Source organism: Streptomyces sp. NPDC006197 (genome assembly GCF_040613865.1).
Taxonomy (GTDB): Bacteria; Actinomycetota; Actinomycetes; order Streptomycetales; family Streptomycetaceae; genus Streptomyces.
Window position 1 is genome coordinate 1 of the sequence record NZ_JBEXSZ010000076.1, and the last position, 14,172, is coordinate 14,172.

Annotated in this window: 11 protein-coding genes and 5 pseudogenes; 9 read left to right on the forward strand and 7 right to left on the reverse strand. The window is 69.6% G+C overall.

Annotated elements, in window-relative coordinates; all coding sequences use genetic code 11:
* Window positions 1-118 precede the first annotated feature (118 nt).
* Window positions 119-2,119 (reverse strand): VWA domain-containing protein, encoded by a 2,001-nt coding sequence (locus ABZ318_RS23005; RefSeq protein ID WP_356904354.1) that lies wholly within the window; start codon window positions 2,117-2,119, stop codon window positions 119-121.
* Between the two features lie 635 nt (window positions 2,120-2,754).
* Here ABZ318_RS23005 and ABZ318_RS23010 point away from each other — a divergent pair.
* From ABZ318_RS23010 to ABZ318_RS23020, 3 genes are all read left to right on the forward strand, one after another.
* A complete protein-coding gene (locus ABZ318_RS23010; protein WP_356904355.1) occupies window positions 2,755-4,179 on the forward strand; it encodes a nucleobase:cation symporter-2 family protein in 1,425 nt (474 codons plus the stop codon).
* A 61-nt stretch (window positions 4,180-4,240) separates the two neighbouring features.
* Window positions 4,241-4,939 carry a transcriptional regulator gene (locus ABZ318_RS23015; RefSeq protein ID WP_356904356.1) on the forward strand — a complete coding sequence of 233 codons (699 nt, stop codon included), beginning with the start codon at window positions 4,241-4,243 and terminating at the stop codon, window positions 4,937-4,939.
* A 362-nt stretch (window positions 4,940-5,301) separates the two neighbouring features.
* Window positions 5,302-5,592: a hypothetical protein gene (locus ABZ318_RS23020; protein ID WP_356904357.1), complete on the forward strand. Its 291-nt coding sequence runs from the start codon at window positions 5,302-5,304 to the stop codon at window positions 5,590-5,592.
* A gap of 38 nt (window positions 5,593-5,630) precedes the next feature.
* On the opposite strand, the pseudogene ABZ318_RS23025 reads toward ABZ318_RS23020, so the two are convergent.
* Window positions 5,631-5,966, reverse strand: a pseudogene (locus ABZ318_RS23025) (ATP-binding protein); the annotation flags it as partial.
* 15 nt (window positions 5,967-5,981) lie between these two features.
* Window positions 5,982-6,749: pseudogene (istA, locus tag ABZ318_RS23030) on the reverse strand (IS21 family transposase); the annotation flags it as partial.
* Between istA and ABZ318_RS23035 the strand changes: the two are divergent.
* Together ABZ318_RS23035 and ABZ318_RS23040 are read left to right on the forward strand one after the other, a co-directional pair.
* Window positions 6,733-7,107: pseudogene (locus ABZ318_RS23035) on the forward strand (RHS repeat-associated core domain-containing protein); the annotation flags it as partial. The pseudogenes istA and ABZ318_RS23035 sit on opposite strands and share 17 nt — an antisense overlap.
* A gap of 120 nt (window positions 7,108-7,227) precedes the next feature.
* Window positions 7,228-7,764 (forward strand): SMI1/KNR4 family protein, encoded by a 537-nt coding sequence (locus ABZ318_RS23040; RefSeq protein WP_356904379.1) that lies wholly within the window; start codon window positions 7,228-7,230, stop codon window positions 7,762-7,764.
* A gap of 127 nt (window positions 7,765-7,891) precedes the next feature.
* On the opposite strand, the gene ABZ318_RS23045 is transcribed toward ABZ318_RS23040, so the two are convergent.
* Both ABZ318_RS23045 and ABZ318_RS23050 read right to left on the reverse strand, forming a co-directional pair.
* Window positions 7,892-9,013 (reverse strand): histidine kinase, encoded by a 1,122-nt coding sequence (locus ABZ318_RS23045; protein ID WP_356904358.1) that lies wholly within the window; start codon window positions 9,011-9,013, stop codon window positions 7,892-7,894.
* On the reverse strand, window positions 9,010-9,687 hold the full coding sequence (locus ABZ318_RS23050) for a response regulator transcription factor (RefSeq protein WP_356904359.1): 678 nt from the start codon (window positions 9,685-9,687) through the stop codon (window positions 9,010-9,012). Before ABZ318_RS23050 ends, ABZ318_RS23045 begins: the two co-directional genes overlap by 4 nt.
* A 323-nt stretch (window positions 9,688-10,010) precedes the next feature.
* On the opposite strand from ABZ318_RS23050, the gene ABZ318_RS23055 reads away from it, so the two are divergent.
* The gene (locus tag ABZ318_RS23055) at window positions 10,011-10,538 is read left to right on the forward strand and encodes a hypothetical protein (protein WP_356904360.1); all 528 of its coding nucleotides are present in this window, start codon (window positions 10,011-10,013) and stop codon (window positions 10,536-10,538) included.
* A gap of 22 nt (window positions 10,539-10,560) precedes the next feature.
* Here ABZ318_RS23055 and ABZ318_RS23060 read toward each other — a convergent pair.
* Window positions 10,561-11,384, reverse strand: a pseudogene (locus tag ABZ318_RS23060) (alpha/beta hydrolase-fold protein).
* Window positions 11,385-11,462: 78 nt separating this feature from the next.
* Complete coding sequence (locus ABZ318_RS23065) at window positions 11,463-11,594, reverse strand: hypothetical protein (RefSeq protein WP_356904361.1); 132 nt, start codon at window positions 11,592-11,594, stop codon at window positions 11,463-11,465.
* Between ABZ318_RS23065 and ABZ318_RS23070 the strand changes: the two are divergent.
* The 3 genes and pseudogenes from ABZ318_RS23070 to ABZ318_RS23080 form a co-directional block, all read left to right on the forward strand.
* Window positions 11,587-11,718 (forward strand): annotated as a pseudogene (locus ABZ318_RS23070) (TerD family protein); the annotation flags it as partial. The gene ABZ318_RS23065 and the pseudogene ABZ318_RS23070 overlap by 8 nt on opposite strands.
* A gap of 490 nt (window positions 11,719-12,208) precedes the next feature.
* Window positions 12,209-13,465, forward strand: coding sequence for a DUF418 domain-containing protein (locus ABZ318_RS23075; protein ID WP_356904362.1), 1,257 nt, complete (start codon window positions 12,209-12,211; stop codon window positions 13,463-13,465).
* A gap of 283 nt (window positions 13,466-13,748) precedes the next feature.
* Window positions 13,749-14,171 carry a hypothetical protein gene (locus ABZ318_RS23080; protein ID WP_356904363.1) on the forward strand — a complete coding sequence of 141 codons (423 nt, stop codon included), beginning with the start codon at window positions 13,749-13,751 and terminating at the stop codon, window positions 14,169-14,171.
* Window position 14,172 lies beyond the last annotated feature (1 nt).

The following is a 14,172-nucleotide window of genomic DNA, read 5'->3' on the forward strand; positions in this document are numbered from 1 at the left end:
CAGTTCCGCGCACTCGCGGGCGCTGAGCGTGCCCCGGTCGAAGGTCTCGATGGAGATCCTGGTCCGCCGGGTGAGGACGTCGTCGAGGTGGCGCGGATCGGCGGCACGGCGTGGGGCGTCAGCCCTTGTGGATCACGATCGACCCTCCGGCGAGGGCGGTCGTCGGGCCGGCGTCGGGCGCCGAGCCGATCTGGTTGTCGTAGACGAGCGTGTCGTCCGCGGTCTTCCACACCCTCATCCGGAAGGTGTCCGGAGTGCCGTCGGTGGCGGAGAGCATGAACGCGTACCCGGCGCTGCCGTTGACGGTCCCCGTGCCCTTGTAGATGGCCTTGTCACCGGCGACGACCAGCCACTGGTAGTCGACGGAGTGGAAGTTCAGGTTCCCGGCCTTGAACTGGAACTCCGTGCTGCCGGTGGGCACGCTCGCGCCCTGCTTGTACTTCGACACGAAGCCGAAGTTCGCGCGCCCGGTGGCCCCCGGGTCGGCCGGATAGGCGCCGGCCGGCGAGGTGATCCAGCCACCACCGGTCACGAATCCGCCGTTGGGGTCGTACACGACGACGAAGCCGCAGTGCCGGGTGTCGGACCCGCCGTCGTCGTCCGTGACGGTGACGGCGATGTCATAGATGCCCGCGGCCGCGTACTGGTGCGTGCTGCCCACCGGGGAGCTCACGCCGGGAGCCTCGGTGGTGGTGCCGTCGCCCCAGGCCACCGACATCTGGTGGGTGTCGAGGGTGCCCGGGTCGGTGAACGTACCGGAGAAGGAGACGTCCGTGCCGACCGCACGGGGATCGACCGGACAGGCGGTCAGGGTGAGGTCGGGGGCGACGTTCTTGACCGTCACGGTCGCGGAGTCGTCGTCCGTGAGGCCGTTGTCGTCGGTCACGGTGAGCGTCACGGCGTCGCTGCCGTCGTCGAGGCCGTTGTACGTGGCCACTGCCGCGGATGTGTCGGCCAGCGTGCCGATGCCGGTGTCCGCGCCGCTCCAGGCGTATGAGACGACACTGCCGTCCGGGTCGTGGCTGGCGGAGCCGTCGAGCGCGACCGCGGAGCCCTCGTCCACGGTCTTGTCGGGCCCGGCGTCCGCGACGGGCGGCAGGCAGTTGACGGTGACGACTACCTTCGGGAAGGTCACGGAGGCGTTCTGGTCGTCGTGGTAGACGACGGACTCGTTCACGTCCAGCGGCCCGCAGGGGGCGCCGCGGTGCTTCACCTGGTAGGTGATCTCCAGGTTCTCGTCGCCGAGTTCGGCCCGGGACCAGGTGAATCCGTCGGCGGTGACGTTGTTCACGGCCGATCCGGCGAGGTTGGCGGTCACCGTGCCCGGCACGAGCTCCCAGGGCGTGTCGAGCGTGACGGCGATGGACGGGTGGGTGGCGCCGGGCACCACGACCGCCTCGACGATCTGTTTCAGAAGGGTGTCGAGGCTGCCGAAGTCACCGGCCGAGAAGGTGTTGTCGGAGCCGGGGCCGCTGGCGATGACCTCCAGTGTGGCCTGCTGGATTCCGCCACCGACCCCCACGGCGAGGACGGTGGCCTTGGCCTGCAGGGCGGTGGCCTCGGCCGCCGTGTTGCCGCTGGTCGGCTGGCCGTCGGTGATGACGATCACCAGCTGGTTGCGGGCGGGGTCGTCAGGCCCCATGACGCTGTTGGCCTCCGCCAGACCGCAGGCGATGCAAGTGCCGGTGTTCTGCTTCGGGTTGGTGTCGATGGCGCTCAGGACGGCGTCCTTGTCACCGCTGAGCGCGCTGACGGGCGGTGTCACGCCGTCGGCGAAGCCCACGACGCCGACCCTGCCGCCGTGGGTGAACAGCCCGTGGGCCGCCACGCCGCTGACCACGCTCTTGGCGAAGTCCTTCAGCTGGGCCCACTCGGTGCCGTCGATGCTGCCGGACTCGTCGAGGACGAGCACCAGGTCGGTCGGTGTCGACTGGGTGCTGGACTCGCCGTCGAGTCTCAGCTTCACGGTGGAGGTGCCGTACCGCGCGACGGCCGTGGGAAGTGCCGAGGCGTCGGGTACGGGCGCCGCCGAGGCGCTGGGCGCCAAGGCGACCAGGCCGGTCAGGGCGAGGGCCAGGACCGCGAGTCCGGTCAGGAGCGCCCGTACGGGCATGGGCATGCGCAGACGCGTCGATAACGCGTGCATCGATTCCCCCCTAGGAATCCCAGCGGCGGGACGGGCACGCCGATGTCCCCGCCCCCACCGTTGTCCGAGCACGGAGAGTGTCAACCCGCCTGCGTGGCGTCAAGAGACCGAGTGAATCGGACATGCGTGCGCGTTTGCGGCTTCGGTGGAGCGGTCGGCGCCGAGAGGAGGCGGGCAGTACGGCGAAGGAGAAGGCGGCGGTGAGGACGACCACCCGGAGGTCGTGGGCGGGCCGTGCTGCCCGGTGACGGCGAGGGAGGGAGTGAGTGGCGCGCCATCCCCGGGCCGGCGAGGAGGCAACGAAATCCGCACTCGATGCGGCCAATGTCCATGGATTCATAAGTTACTGAGGGGTTTTGCTTAAAAAACTATGGCCTGCTGCCTTGCGTGACGCCCTGCCTGTCCGCAAGGATCTGTGCCTGGCCCGGGTCTTTCGCCCCGGCTCCCTCACGCCTCCACGTCTGGACGCCTGGCCGCGCCGGTAACCCCGTGCCGCCAGCCGGTGAACCGCCTGATCCGCGCGGCCGCCCGGACCCCTCCTTCGAGGCTCTCTGCGCGACCCGGCGTCGCGCTCCCTCTCATTCACCTACCCTCAAGGCAAGGCAGAGATGGCACCACAGGCCTCGCGCCGACGATCCCTCACCACCCCGCACCCGGTGGACGAGGTACTTCCATTCCCCACCCTCGCGCTCTACGGATTCCAGCACGTCCTGGCCTTCTACGCCGGTGCGGTGCTCGTACCGGTGATCCTCGGCAGCAGCCTCGGCCTTTCCGGGCAGGAGCTCGTCTACCTCATCAACGCCGACCTGGTCACTGCCGGGATCGCCACCATCATCCAGGCGTGGGGTTTCTGGCGGATCGGAGCCCGGCTACCGCTCGTTCAGGGCGCGACCTTCACCGCGGTATCGCCCATGATCGCCATCGGACAGGGTGCGGGCGGCGGCACCGCCGGCCTCCTCGTGGTGTACGGCGCCGTGATCACGGGTGGAGTCGCGGCCTTCCTCCTCGCCCCGTTCGCCGGGCGGCTGACCGCGTACTTCCCCCCGATCGTCACCGGCACCCTCCTCACGGTCATCGGCATCGTCCTCATCCCGGTGGCACTCCAGGACGTCGGCGGCGGCTCGGCGCTCATGGACGGGCCCCACTACGGGGACCCGGTCAACCTCGCGTACGCGGGTGGAACCCTCTTGTTCATCCTGCTGGTGATGCGGTTCGGCGGTCCGCCCCTGCGCAGCGTCGCGATCCTGCTCGGACTGGTGGGAGGAACCGCCGTCGCCTGGCTGCTCGGCGACGCCGACCTCGGGGCGGTCGACCAGGCGGACTGGCTCGGCGTCAGCACTCCCTTCCACTACGGTCTGCCGCACTTCTCGGTCTTCCCCATGCTGGCGATGGTCGTCGTCATGCTCATCACCATGGTGGAGACCACGGGAGACGTGTACGCCATGGGCGAGATCACCGGACGGAGGGTCGACGGTGACACGGTCAGCCGCGCGCTGCGCGCCGACGGCGTCGCCACCGTACTGGGCGGGGTGCTCAACTCCTTCCCGTACGTGGCGTTCGCGGAGAACATCGGTCTGGTGCGCATCTCCCGCGTCACCAGCCGGTTCGTCGTCGTCGCGGCCGGCGTCTTCATGATCCTTCTCGGCCTGGTGCCGAAGGCCGGGGCCTTGGTGGCCGCCGTCCCCCATCCCGTGCTCGGCGCGGCGGCCGTCGCGATGTTCGGCATGGTCGCCACCGTCGGCATTCAGATCCTCGGCAAGGTCGACCTGCGGGAGGAGCGCAACGCCGTCATCCTGGCCGTCAGCCTCGGCACCGCGATGCTCCCGACGGCCGTCGCGCCCTTCTTCGAGCGCATGCCGACCGAGGTGCGGGCCGTCCTGGGCAGCGGAATCACGCTCGGCACACTGACGGCGGTCCTGTTGAACCTGTTCTTCCACGTCTTCGAGAGCCGCCGGAAGCGGGAGGACATCGACTGGGACGGCCTCGCCGCGTACGACGACGGGACGGGTACGCAGACCGCTACGGCCCGCTGACCCCCTTCCCGCTCCGCCGAGCCCGGCGTTCCGCGGAGCCGCTCACTGAGGTGATCTGCACATGCCCACCCCTCCGTTCTCTCCCGCCCAGGCCCGGGCCGCCCGTCTCCGTATCGGCCTGACCCATGAACAGGTCGTCGTCGGAATGGCGCAGTTGGGGTTGTACCGCTCGGTGGAGGCCCTCGTGTCCTGGGAGTCGGGGGCGGTGGCGCCTTCGGAGGTCGAACTCTTCGCGCTGGCCAGCGCGCTGTGGTGCCCGGTGCCGGTGCTCATGGACCTGAAGCCGAGATCTCTTCGCGAGCATCGCCTGGCCCGGCAATTCAGCGCCGAGCGGCTGGCCCTGCGCATCGGCATGGACGTGCACGACTACGCCCGCGCCGAGAGCGACCACCGCTGGAGCGGAACCGACCGGCAGGCCCTGCTGCTCGCGGACGCCCTGGGCCTTGAACCGAGCGAACTGCTGAGGGCCATCGGGCAGGCCGGCGACCTCGACGGTCGGCTCCGCCAGGCCGTCGAAGGCCGATGGAAGCAACACGCCACCCCGCTCGCGCGGCTCGTCGGCGCACCTGAGCGCACGGTGGCGCGGGCGCTGCGTACCCTGCACCAGGAGTACGCCCGCTTCAACGAGCGCTACATGGGCCATCTCGTAGCCCGCAGCGACAGTGCACGACTGAAGGAGATCGCCACGGAACGGACCGAGTGGCTGCACGCTCTGTCGGACCGTTTCCTCCACCTCGTCGCCCATGACTCCTCGACCTGAGATCACGATCCGCGCGGGGTGCGGTGCGATCAGCAGCTCCCACGGGAAGAAGTCCACCCGCGCCGCGCCGATCTCCCTTGTACCCGTGTGGACGCTGGCGACCGCCGATGTCCGAATGCCAGGACTGACCGCGGGCGAGAAGTAAGAGCACCCCGAGTGGCGGGGAGCTCGATCGTGCGTGCGGAGCCGGCCTCGTTCGTGCCAGGATGACGGCATGTTGATCAGAAAGGGCGATGCCGCGTAGGCGCCCGAAGGCCGTCCGTGCTGAGCTGTGGCGGCCTCGCAGACACGTTGTGGTTCGGCGGATCCGGGGCGTTTCCGCGAAGACTCGTGCAGCTGTCCGCCGCGTCGAGGATGAGCGGATGTGGCCCGGTGCGGTTGCTGACGCGCTCGCCCGTTTCGAGTGGGCGTTCAGGCAACCCGGCCGTTATCTGAAGGCATCCCAGGTCTGGCAGCCCGGACTGGAGGTGGAGTATGCCCGCGATCATCTGGAAGAGGTCATGCTTCACCTCCCTCGCGGTGCCCGGCGCGATCTCGGCCGGCTGGTTGCTCGTATCGACGATGAGTTCGAGCGTCGCACTCTGCCGAATCCTGGGCCGGTGAACGCCTTCACGGTGGGCGGCTGGTGGTGGTCAAGGAGCCGTGAGCACTGAGGAAGCTCACGAAGCCTCGTGCGCCCAGGTCAGCCGGAAAAGGCCTCGTTGGAGGCGATGGCGACGCTGTTCTTCTCCTCGCGTTCGGTCAGGACCTGGAAGAGGAGTTCGGCGCCGCGGCGATCGAGTTCCATGGAGCCCAGCTCGTCGATGCAGAGCAGGTCGACACGGCCGTAGCGGGCGATGGTCTTGGTCAGCTGCTTCTCGTCGGCAGCTTCGACCAGCTCGTTGACCAGCTTCGTCGCCAGGACGTACTTGACCCGGTGGCCGGCCATCGCCGCCTCGATGCCGAGCGCGATCAGCAGGTGTGACTTGCCGGTGCCGGAGTCCCCGATCAGGCAGAGCGGCAGTCCCTTCTTGATCCATTCGCACTTCTGGCCCTCGACCCCGCCCTTCTCGTGGGCGCCGCGGATTCCGGGCCGGCAGTAGAGGGCTTCCAGGCCGTAGCGGGAGCGGAACGCGGTCCAGCGCTCGGCCTCCACACGATGCCGGGAGAAGCCCAGCACCTGAGTGACCGCGGACCTGAGGTTGTCGTAGCGGACCTTCCCGGTCGGCACCCCGCCCAGCACGTTGAGAGCGTGGACGTGGCCCTCGAAGAACGCCTCCTGACCGGCCGAGGCGAAGATCCGGTGCACCGCCATGCCCGAGTACGACATCCGGAACGCGAACAAGTAGCAGGTCACCAGCTCGCCGGCCAGCCGCACCGTCACGTCGCCGAAGTCGACCTCCGCCTCCGCTCCGGGCTTGTGGGGCTGCGGGGTGAAGGCTTCCACCACGCCTCGTCCGGCCTGGATCCGGATCTCCTCACGCCGGTCAGCGACGTAGCCGCGGACCATCTGGTACGAGATCTCGTCCGCGCCGTGCTCGTCGAGAAGCCGCTCGAAGATCCGCTTCACCGTGTGCCGCTGCTTGCGCGGCGCATCCAGGTCCGCCCGCAGCATTTCGTCGATCACGAACCTGTACGGATCCAGCCGCGTCGGCCGCGGCGGAAGCTTCTTCCGCGGCTCCGGCCAGGCTGACGCCAGTGCCTTCTGCACCGTCAGGAACCCGACGCCGTACTTCCGCTGCAGAGCACGGATCGACAGGCCAGCCTTCGCATCACGGCGGATCGCCGCGTACAGATCGACCTTGGACTTCGGCTGGCAGGCATGCGCCACCCTGTGGGGCGCAACGACGTGGAACCGGGACGCGATCGCCTACACCCCTCTGTGCTTCCCCGGTCAGTACTTCGACCGGGAAACCGGGCTCCACCACAACTACTTCCGGCCCTACGACCCTGAAACAGCCCGCTACCTCACTCTCGATCCACTCGGCCTGGCTCCCGCACCGAACCCCACCGCCTACGTCGACAATCCGCAGGCGCAGACCGATCCGCTCGGTCTCTCCCCGTGCGACGAGACCAACCCGACCTGGGACGGGAGAGTCCAATTCGGCGGGTCGGACAAGGACCCCCGGAATTCCATCACCATGCACGCCTACGCCAAATCTCCGGTCATGCGCTCCATCGAGAATGAGGATCCAGCGGGCCGGGCGTCAACATCGCCACCATCATGAACGTGCCCAAACGGTGATTTCCCTCTGCGAAACTGCCGTCCCTGGCGGACGGACCCCCATCGATAGGATGCGACAGTGAACATGGCACTTGCCCGGTTGACGGAACTCCTGCCCCGCCCCGAAACCGCCCCGCCCGCCAAGGACTGGGAGGCGGTGGAGCAGGAGCTCGGCGTCCGGCTACCCCATGACTACACCTCTCTGATGGCCACGTACGGCGGGGGGTTCATCGACAACCACTTGCTGCTGCTGGAGCCTGGATGCGGCAACTCCGTGTACGACCTGCTTCGCCATGCCGAGGAACGGGACGAGGCGTACGAAGAACTCTGGAAGTACGAGGACGAGCCGGCCGAGATGGAAGAACCCGGAAACCGCTTGATCCCCTGGGCGACCACCGACAACGGCGAGTACCTGTTCTGGCTCGTGCGCCCCGGTCAGAATCCGGACGAATGGATCCTCATGATCAACGAAGAGGGAGGCGAGGAATGGGAGAGGTACGCGATGACAGTAACGCAATTCCTGTCCCGGGTACTCTCGGGCGAACTGCGCTCAGAAGTACTGTGGAGCCGGTTCCCCGAAGAGGTACACAGCTTCCGCCCGGCGCTCAGTCTGCAGGACTGAGCGTTCCGCGGGACCGTGCCCGAGGTCGAGGCTCAGCAACTGAGGTGACCGGGAGGCGGGGTTGGCGACCGCAGGACTGATCGGATCCAGCCCGAAGGGCCTGGCGGTGTGTCCTGGTGGGGTCGGGTCAGTCAGATCGGGCAGGGGCGCGTAGTTCGATCGTGTAGCCGCCCTGTGGGGTGGGTTCGGCGGTGAGGGTGCCGTCGAGGAGTTCGGCGCGTTCTTTCAGGCCGATGAGGCCGTGGCGGGCGCTGGGGAGGGGGACGGTCGGACGGGTGGGGGCGGTGTTGGTGACGGTGACGCCGAAGTGGTGGGCGTCGTGCCACAGGTGGACGTCGGCGCGGGCCCCGGGGGCGTGTTTGCGCACGTTGGTGAGGGCTTCCTGGACCGTGCGGTAGACGGTGCGCTGGGCGGTGGTGCTGATGCCGGCGGGGAGCTGTCCGGTCAGGGTGGTCTTGATGCCGCTGTTGGCGATGAGCTGCTGGAGGTCGGCGAGGGTGGGCTGGGGGGTGAGTTCGGTTGCCTTGCCGCCGGAGGCGCGGAGCAGGGTGACCATGTGGCGGAGTTCGTCGAGGGTGTTCGCGCTCAGGGTGCGGATGGTGCGGGCGGCCTCGCGGGCGTCGGGGTCCTTGGCGGCGACCTGCAGGGCTCCGGCCTGTACGGCGATGAGGCTGACCTGGTGGGAGACGACGTCGTGCATCTCCCGGGCCAGCTGGGCACGTTCGCGGGCGAGGACGGTCTGGGCGTACAGGGCGCGTTCGTGCTCCCGGGCCTCCTTGACCTCGACGAGCCGGCGGGCCACGTCGTGCCTGGCCTGCACGAGCTGGCCGAACAGTACGGGGGCGAAGGCCGTGGCCAGCGTGTAGACGAACTGGACAAGCGTCCAGGTCCGGTCGCCGTCGAAAGCGTCGGACAACGGCCACAAGAGGGTGGCCGCGGTGGCGTTCAGCAGGGCGCAGCCGGCGAGCAGCGGGCGGTTGCGGGTGGACGCGGCGAGTGTGTACAGGGCGGCGATCGGCGCGACCGCCACGTCCATGAACAGGGTCATGGGCAGGGTCAGCAGGAAGACGGCCAGTGGGAAGCGCCTGCGCAGGAGCAGGCCGGCGGAGCCCGCGGCGGCGCAGGCCCACATCACAGGGGTGCCCTCGCCCAGGAGGTTGATCCAGGCGTCGAGCGCGGCCAGCGCCACGAGCCCCGTGTCGACGGCCCAGGGCGGTAGGCGCCGCCACAGTGCCCGGCCCGTGCTCATCGTCCGTTGTCCCGTGCCGTGTCGTCGTTGTGGGTGAGCAGTCCGGCGCGCTCGGCGAGGAGTGCGGCCTGGACGCGGCTGGAGACCCTCAGCTTGGTCAGGATCGAGCTGACGTGGTCCTTGACGGTGCCCGCGCTCAGATGGATGCGGGTGCCGATGTCGGCGTTGGAGAGTCCTTCCGCGACCAGGACGAGGACGTCGCGTTCCCGGTCGCTGAGCAGGCCGACGCGCGAGACGTCCGCGCCCTGGGGTGCTCCGGCTCCCGGGTGGCTGCGGAGCAGGGCGCGTGATGCCTTCGGCGACATGACGACGCCGCCCGCGGCCAGGGTGCGGACCAGCTGGGCGAGCTGCTCGGGCTCGGTGTCCTTGAGGAGGAAGCCGGAGGCTCCCGAGCGCAGCGCGGTGAGGACGTACTCGTCGGTGTCGAAGGTGGTCAGCATGGCGACGTGCGGCGGTTCGGGCAGTTCCTGGATCTGCCGCAGCACGGTCAGGCCGTCCACGTCCGGCATACGGATGTCGAGGAGCACGACGTCCGGCCGCTCGCGCCGGATCACGTCGGCCGCCTGTGCCCCTTCGGCGGTCGCCACGACCTCGATGCCGTCGGACGCGTTCAGGATCATCTGGAAACCGGACCGCACCAGGGCCTCGTCATCCACCACCACTACCCGGATCACCGGCGTCCCGCCTCACACTCTCGTCTGCGCTGTCCCGCTGCTCGGCGACCCGTTCATTCGGGAATCCCGCGTGCTCGTACGGGTTCGCCTGACGTCGACCGTACGCCGGGCAGGGTACGCGGTGACATGATCACCCACCGACTGTGGACACCCGGCGGGTCGGCTCCAGCCGTTCGGGGGGTGCGCTCCGGCCGGTCGGCAGGCCGGCGGGCGAGGCTCGGCGGATGGCGCCCGCCGTGCTCGTACCGTGGGATAGGTCGTGGCTCTGCGCCGAGTCCGAGGGCCGCAGCCGATGTCCGTACCGTTTCGAGGACCGTCCCGTCATGCCCGGCTCATACCTGCGTCAGTCCGTCCGTGCCCTGCACCGCCTGGCCGCGCGTCCCCATGTGCTGTTCGGGGGTGTGTACGGGGCGGTGCTGGCCAGCTCCATGGTGGCCGCCCTGTCGGAGCAGGGGGAGACGGCGGCGGCCGACCGGTTCACCAGCGCCCAGTGGCTCCTGGCCACGGCCGTCGCCTCGGCCCTGGCCCACGGCTACGCCCACCTGATCGCCCTGCGCGGCGACCGGACCCACCACGGCGTACGCGCCGGGGTGCGGATGCTGCTGTCCGAGTGGCCGCTGGTGGCGGCGACGGTGCCGACGCTGCTCCTGCTGCTCGGCGCGGCCTGGGGATGGTGGCCTTCGGAGGGCGTCGAGTACGTGGTCTTCGCCGTGAACGTGGTCCTGCTGTTCGCCTGGGGCCTGCTCGCGGCCCGCGCCGCCGGCCGCACCTGGGCTTCCGCCCTGCGGATCGGCATGGTGGACGCGCTGCTCGGCCTCGTGGTCGTCGTGGCCAACGCCCTCATCAAGTAGAACCAGTCGGTCCCGCGCGGTCTCACCTCGCGTCGAGTCGGCCGCTGATCCACTCCAGTGTGGGTGCGACCTCCCGTTGCCAGGTGGTGAAGTTGTGGCCGCCGCTGTCGAGGATGACGGACGAGACGCGGGCGGGCGCCTTCACCTTCTCGATGGACTTCCGTGTGTCCCTGAGATTCCCCTCGCCCTTCTTCGAGCTGGTGACCAGGAAGGAGGACGCGCGGGCGGGGACGTGGTCCAGACTCCAGAACAGGTCGGCGCGGTTCCTCAGATTCTGGTCGCCGTGGGAGAGGTCCCCCGTGGTCACGTCTTCGGCGGCCTTGTAGTACGGGGACAGTCCCGCACTCGCCGCGAACCGGTCCGGGTGGTGGAGGCCCAGCTTCAGCGCGCAGTAGCCGCCGGTCGAGTTTCCGATCACACCCCAGTCGCGAGCGTGTTCACCGACCCGATAAGCGCCCGAGACCGCCTCCGGCAGGTCACGGGCGAGGAACGTCATCTGGCCGCCGTCCGAAGGCCGTCTGCTGCCGGGGACCGGCACCGTCTGCTTCTCCACCACGGTGAGCCGTGAGGTGCCGGCAGGACCGGCGGAGTGGTCCACGACGACGCCCTGCGTCTGCTCCTGGCCGAAGAGGTCGGCCCAGGACGCGTAGAGCAGAAAGGACTTGTTCGCCGTGAGGCCGACCGCGGCGAAGATCATGACCTGTGTCATGAGCAGCAGCCCGGTGCGGGCGAGGACGGGGCGCCATCCGCGCCGGGCGAGCCTCGGCCAGAGCCCGATCGTGACGACGAACAGTGCCACCGCCGCCGAGAGGCGAGCGCCAGAACCTTGTTACTGGTGAGACCCATGGGACGGGGCCTTCTCGGGTGGATCCTCGCGGAGACGAGGGGATGTGAGGGAGCGGCCCGTAAGTGAGGCGTCGCACGTCAGGCGGACCGCGATCGCCGTCGGAAGAGGGCGGGCAGGTCCGGCGTCGCGACGAAGCCCTCCGCGCGGCCGGCGGCCAGGGCGATCCGCGGCAGTTCTCCGCCCTTCTGGAAGAGGACGAAGGCCGCCACCGAGACCGCGATGGTCTTCGGCGAGCTCTACAGCAGCGGTGCGGAGTGGAAGTTCCGGGCCGTCGGCCAAGGCTGTGCCTCCGGGCTCGCCGGTATCGCCCAGGACTTCGGCGTCAGCCTCTGATCCCAGGACACCAGTCCAGCCACCCCGCCTGCCCTCGCGTGGACTTCCCCTCCGCGTGCGGGTGGAGGGCCCTCCCCGCCGGCCCCGTTCGGGCCCGGCCACATCCTTCGCCTCGCCCCACCCCGGGAGTTCCGCATGCCCATCAACCTCACCAAGAGCCAAAGGATCAGCCTGACCAAGTCCGACACGACCCCCCTCAGCCACGTACGGATGGGGCTGGGCCGGCAGGCGAGGACGCGCACGGCTTCCTCGGCAGACTGATGGGCCCCGCGGCGATCGACCTCGACGCTTCCGCGGTCCTGTACGCGGGCCGGAGGGCCGTGGAGGCCGTCTCCTCCCAGCACCTGACCGGCATCTTCGGTGCCGTGAAGCCCTCCGGCGACAACCGCCCCGGCCCACCGGTCGGCGGGGTGATCCCGGACGGTCGGCGGGGGTGCCACCGAAGCCTGCCGGATGGTCCGCCTCCCTGCCCCACCGGGAGATTCCTCGTATGACACAGATACAGCCGCCGCAGGCGACGTCAGCTCCGCGGGAGAACGCCTCTCCCGTGCCCGCAGCCTCGCCCGACTCCGCCGGGAAAACTTCGGGCGGCTCCTCGACGGGACGCCTGGTCGGCGTGGACCTGGCCCGCGCGCTGGCGGTGTTCGGCATGTACATCGTCCACATCGGCCCCGTCCTGTCCTCCACGCACGGCGTCGGCACCTGGGCCCGGTATCTGGCCGACGGTCACTCGTCGGTCCTGTTCGCCACCCTCGCCGGGTTCTCGCTGATGCTGATCGCCGGCCGCCGTGAGCCGAAGACCGGCCTGGCGGGCCGCCAGGCGAAGGCCCGGATCGCGATCCGCGCCGTGGTCCTGCTCGCTCTGGGCACCGTGCTGGCGATGGAGTACGGGGGCGTGATCATCCTCGGCTTCTACGGCGTGTACTTCCTCCTCGCCCTGCCCCTGCTGCGGCTGTCGGCCAAGGCACTGGCGGTCACCGCTGCGGGGCTCGCGCTCGTCACACCGCAGCTGGCGTTCGTCCTGAACTCGCAGCTGAGCGAGTCCGTCCAGCGGACCGTCGACGCCTACGACCCGCTCAAGAAGATCAGCGAGGTCGGCGTGCTCGACCTGCTGCTCACCGGCTTCTACCCGACGATCACCTGGATGTCGTTCGTCGTCGCCGGAATGGCCCTCGCCCGCCTCGACCTGTCGGCCGTCTCCGTCCAGCGGCGCCTGGCCGTGCTCGGTGCCGCCCTGACCGTGGGTGCGTACGGCCTGTCGCTGCTGCTGGCGGGCCCGAACGCGCTGCGCAGCATGGCGGAGGACGGGAAGTCGTCCGCCGGGTTCGAGAAGGCGTCGTCGTTCGGCAGCGGATCCTTCGAGGCCCCCCAGCGGGCGGCCTCGGAACTGCTGTCCGCCGGGCCGCACAGCGGCACCACGTTCGACATCATCGGCAGCGTCGGCGTCGCCATCCTCGTGATCGTCGGTGCGACGGTGCTCATGGACCGCCTGCCGCGCCTACGCAGCCTCGCGAAACCCGTCATCGCCGTGGGCACCATGTCCCTGACGGCCTACGTAGGCCACTTCCTGGCCCAGTCCATGCTCGGCGTATCGGTCGGCGAGAGCACCCAGACGTCCTGGATCCCCGTGCTCACGTTCATCCTCGGGGCGGTCGTGTTCGCCGCGGTCTGGTCCCGCTTCTTCCGTCGCGGGCCGCTGGAGGCGTTGCTCAACGCCGCCACCAAGCCGGCGAAGTACGTGCGATGACGCCGGCTGGGGCGGGTGGTCCTCCACGGCCCGCCCCGGCTCCGACGGCCCTCGCGGCCCGCTCACATCGACCGTCCGGTCCGGCACCCCGCCGAACGGCTGAAACAGTCCCGAGCGGCTCGGACAGGAGTGCTCGACGCAGCCGTCCACGGACGGCGCATCTTAGGGTCGGATACGGCGGCGCTCCGGCCGGGCCCACGAAGTCCCGTGGAGCGTGCCTCTTGCGCGGCAGGGCCGGCCCCTCATGCTTCGTACGTGTTGTCGCCCCGGAACCGGAATCCACATGACCTTCGTCCTGATCGTGATCACCGCAGTGACAGCCGGATGGGCGCTCGTCGCCCGAGGGCTTGAGCGGGGGCACGTCAGAGCCCCCGTGGTGCTGGTCCTCGCGGGCGTCGTCACCGGGGTGTTCACGCACAGCCAGATCACGGTCATGCTCAACTCCGAGATCGCCCAGCACGTGGCCGAGGTCATCCTGGCGGTCCTGCTCTTCGTCCTTCGCCCGGCCGAGACCCTCGTACGGGACACCCGCATCGCGGCACGGGTTCGCGACGTCCCCAACGTGGAGAGCGGCTACAACGACGGCATCATCTCGCCCGTCACCGTGCTCGGCAGCGTCCTGCTCCGCGGCCTCGGCTCGACGCCCCTCGCCCGCCTGCTCACCGCTTCCGCCGCTTTCCCGGTCAGCCCGGAGAAGGCTTGTTGAG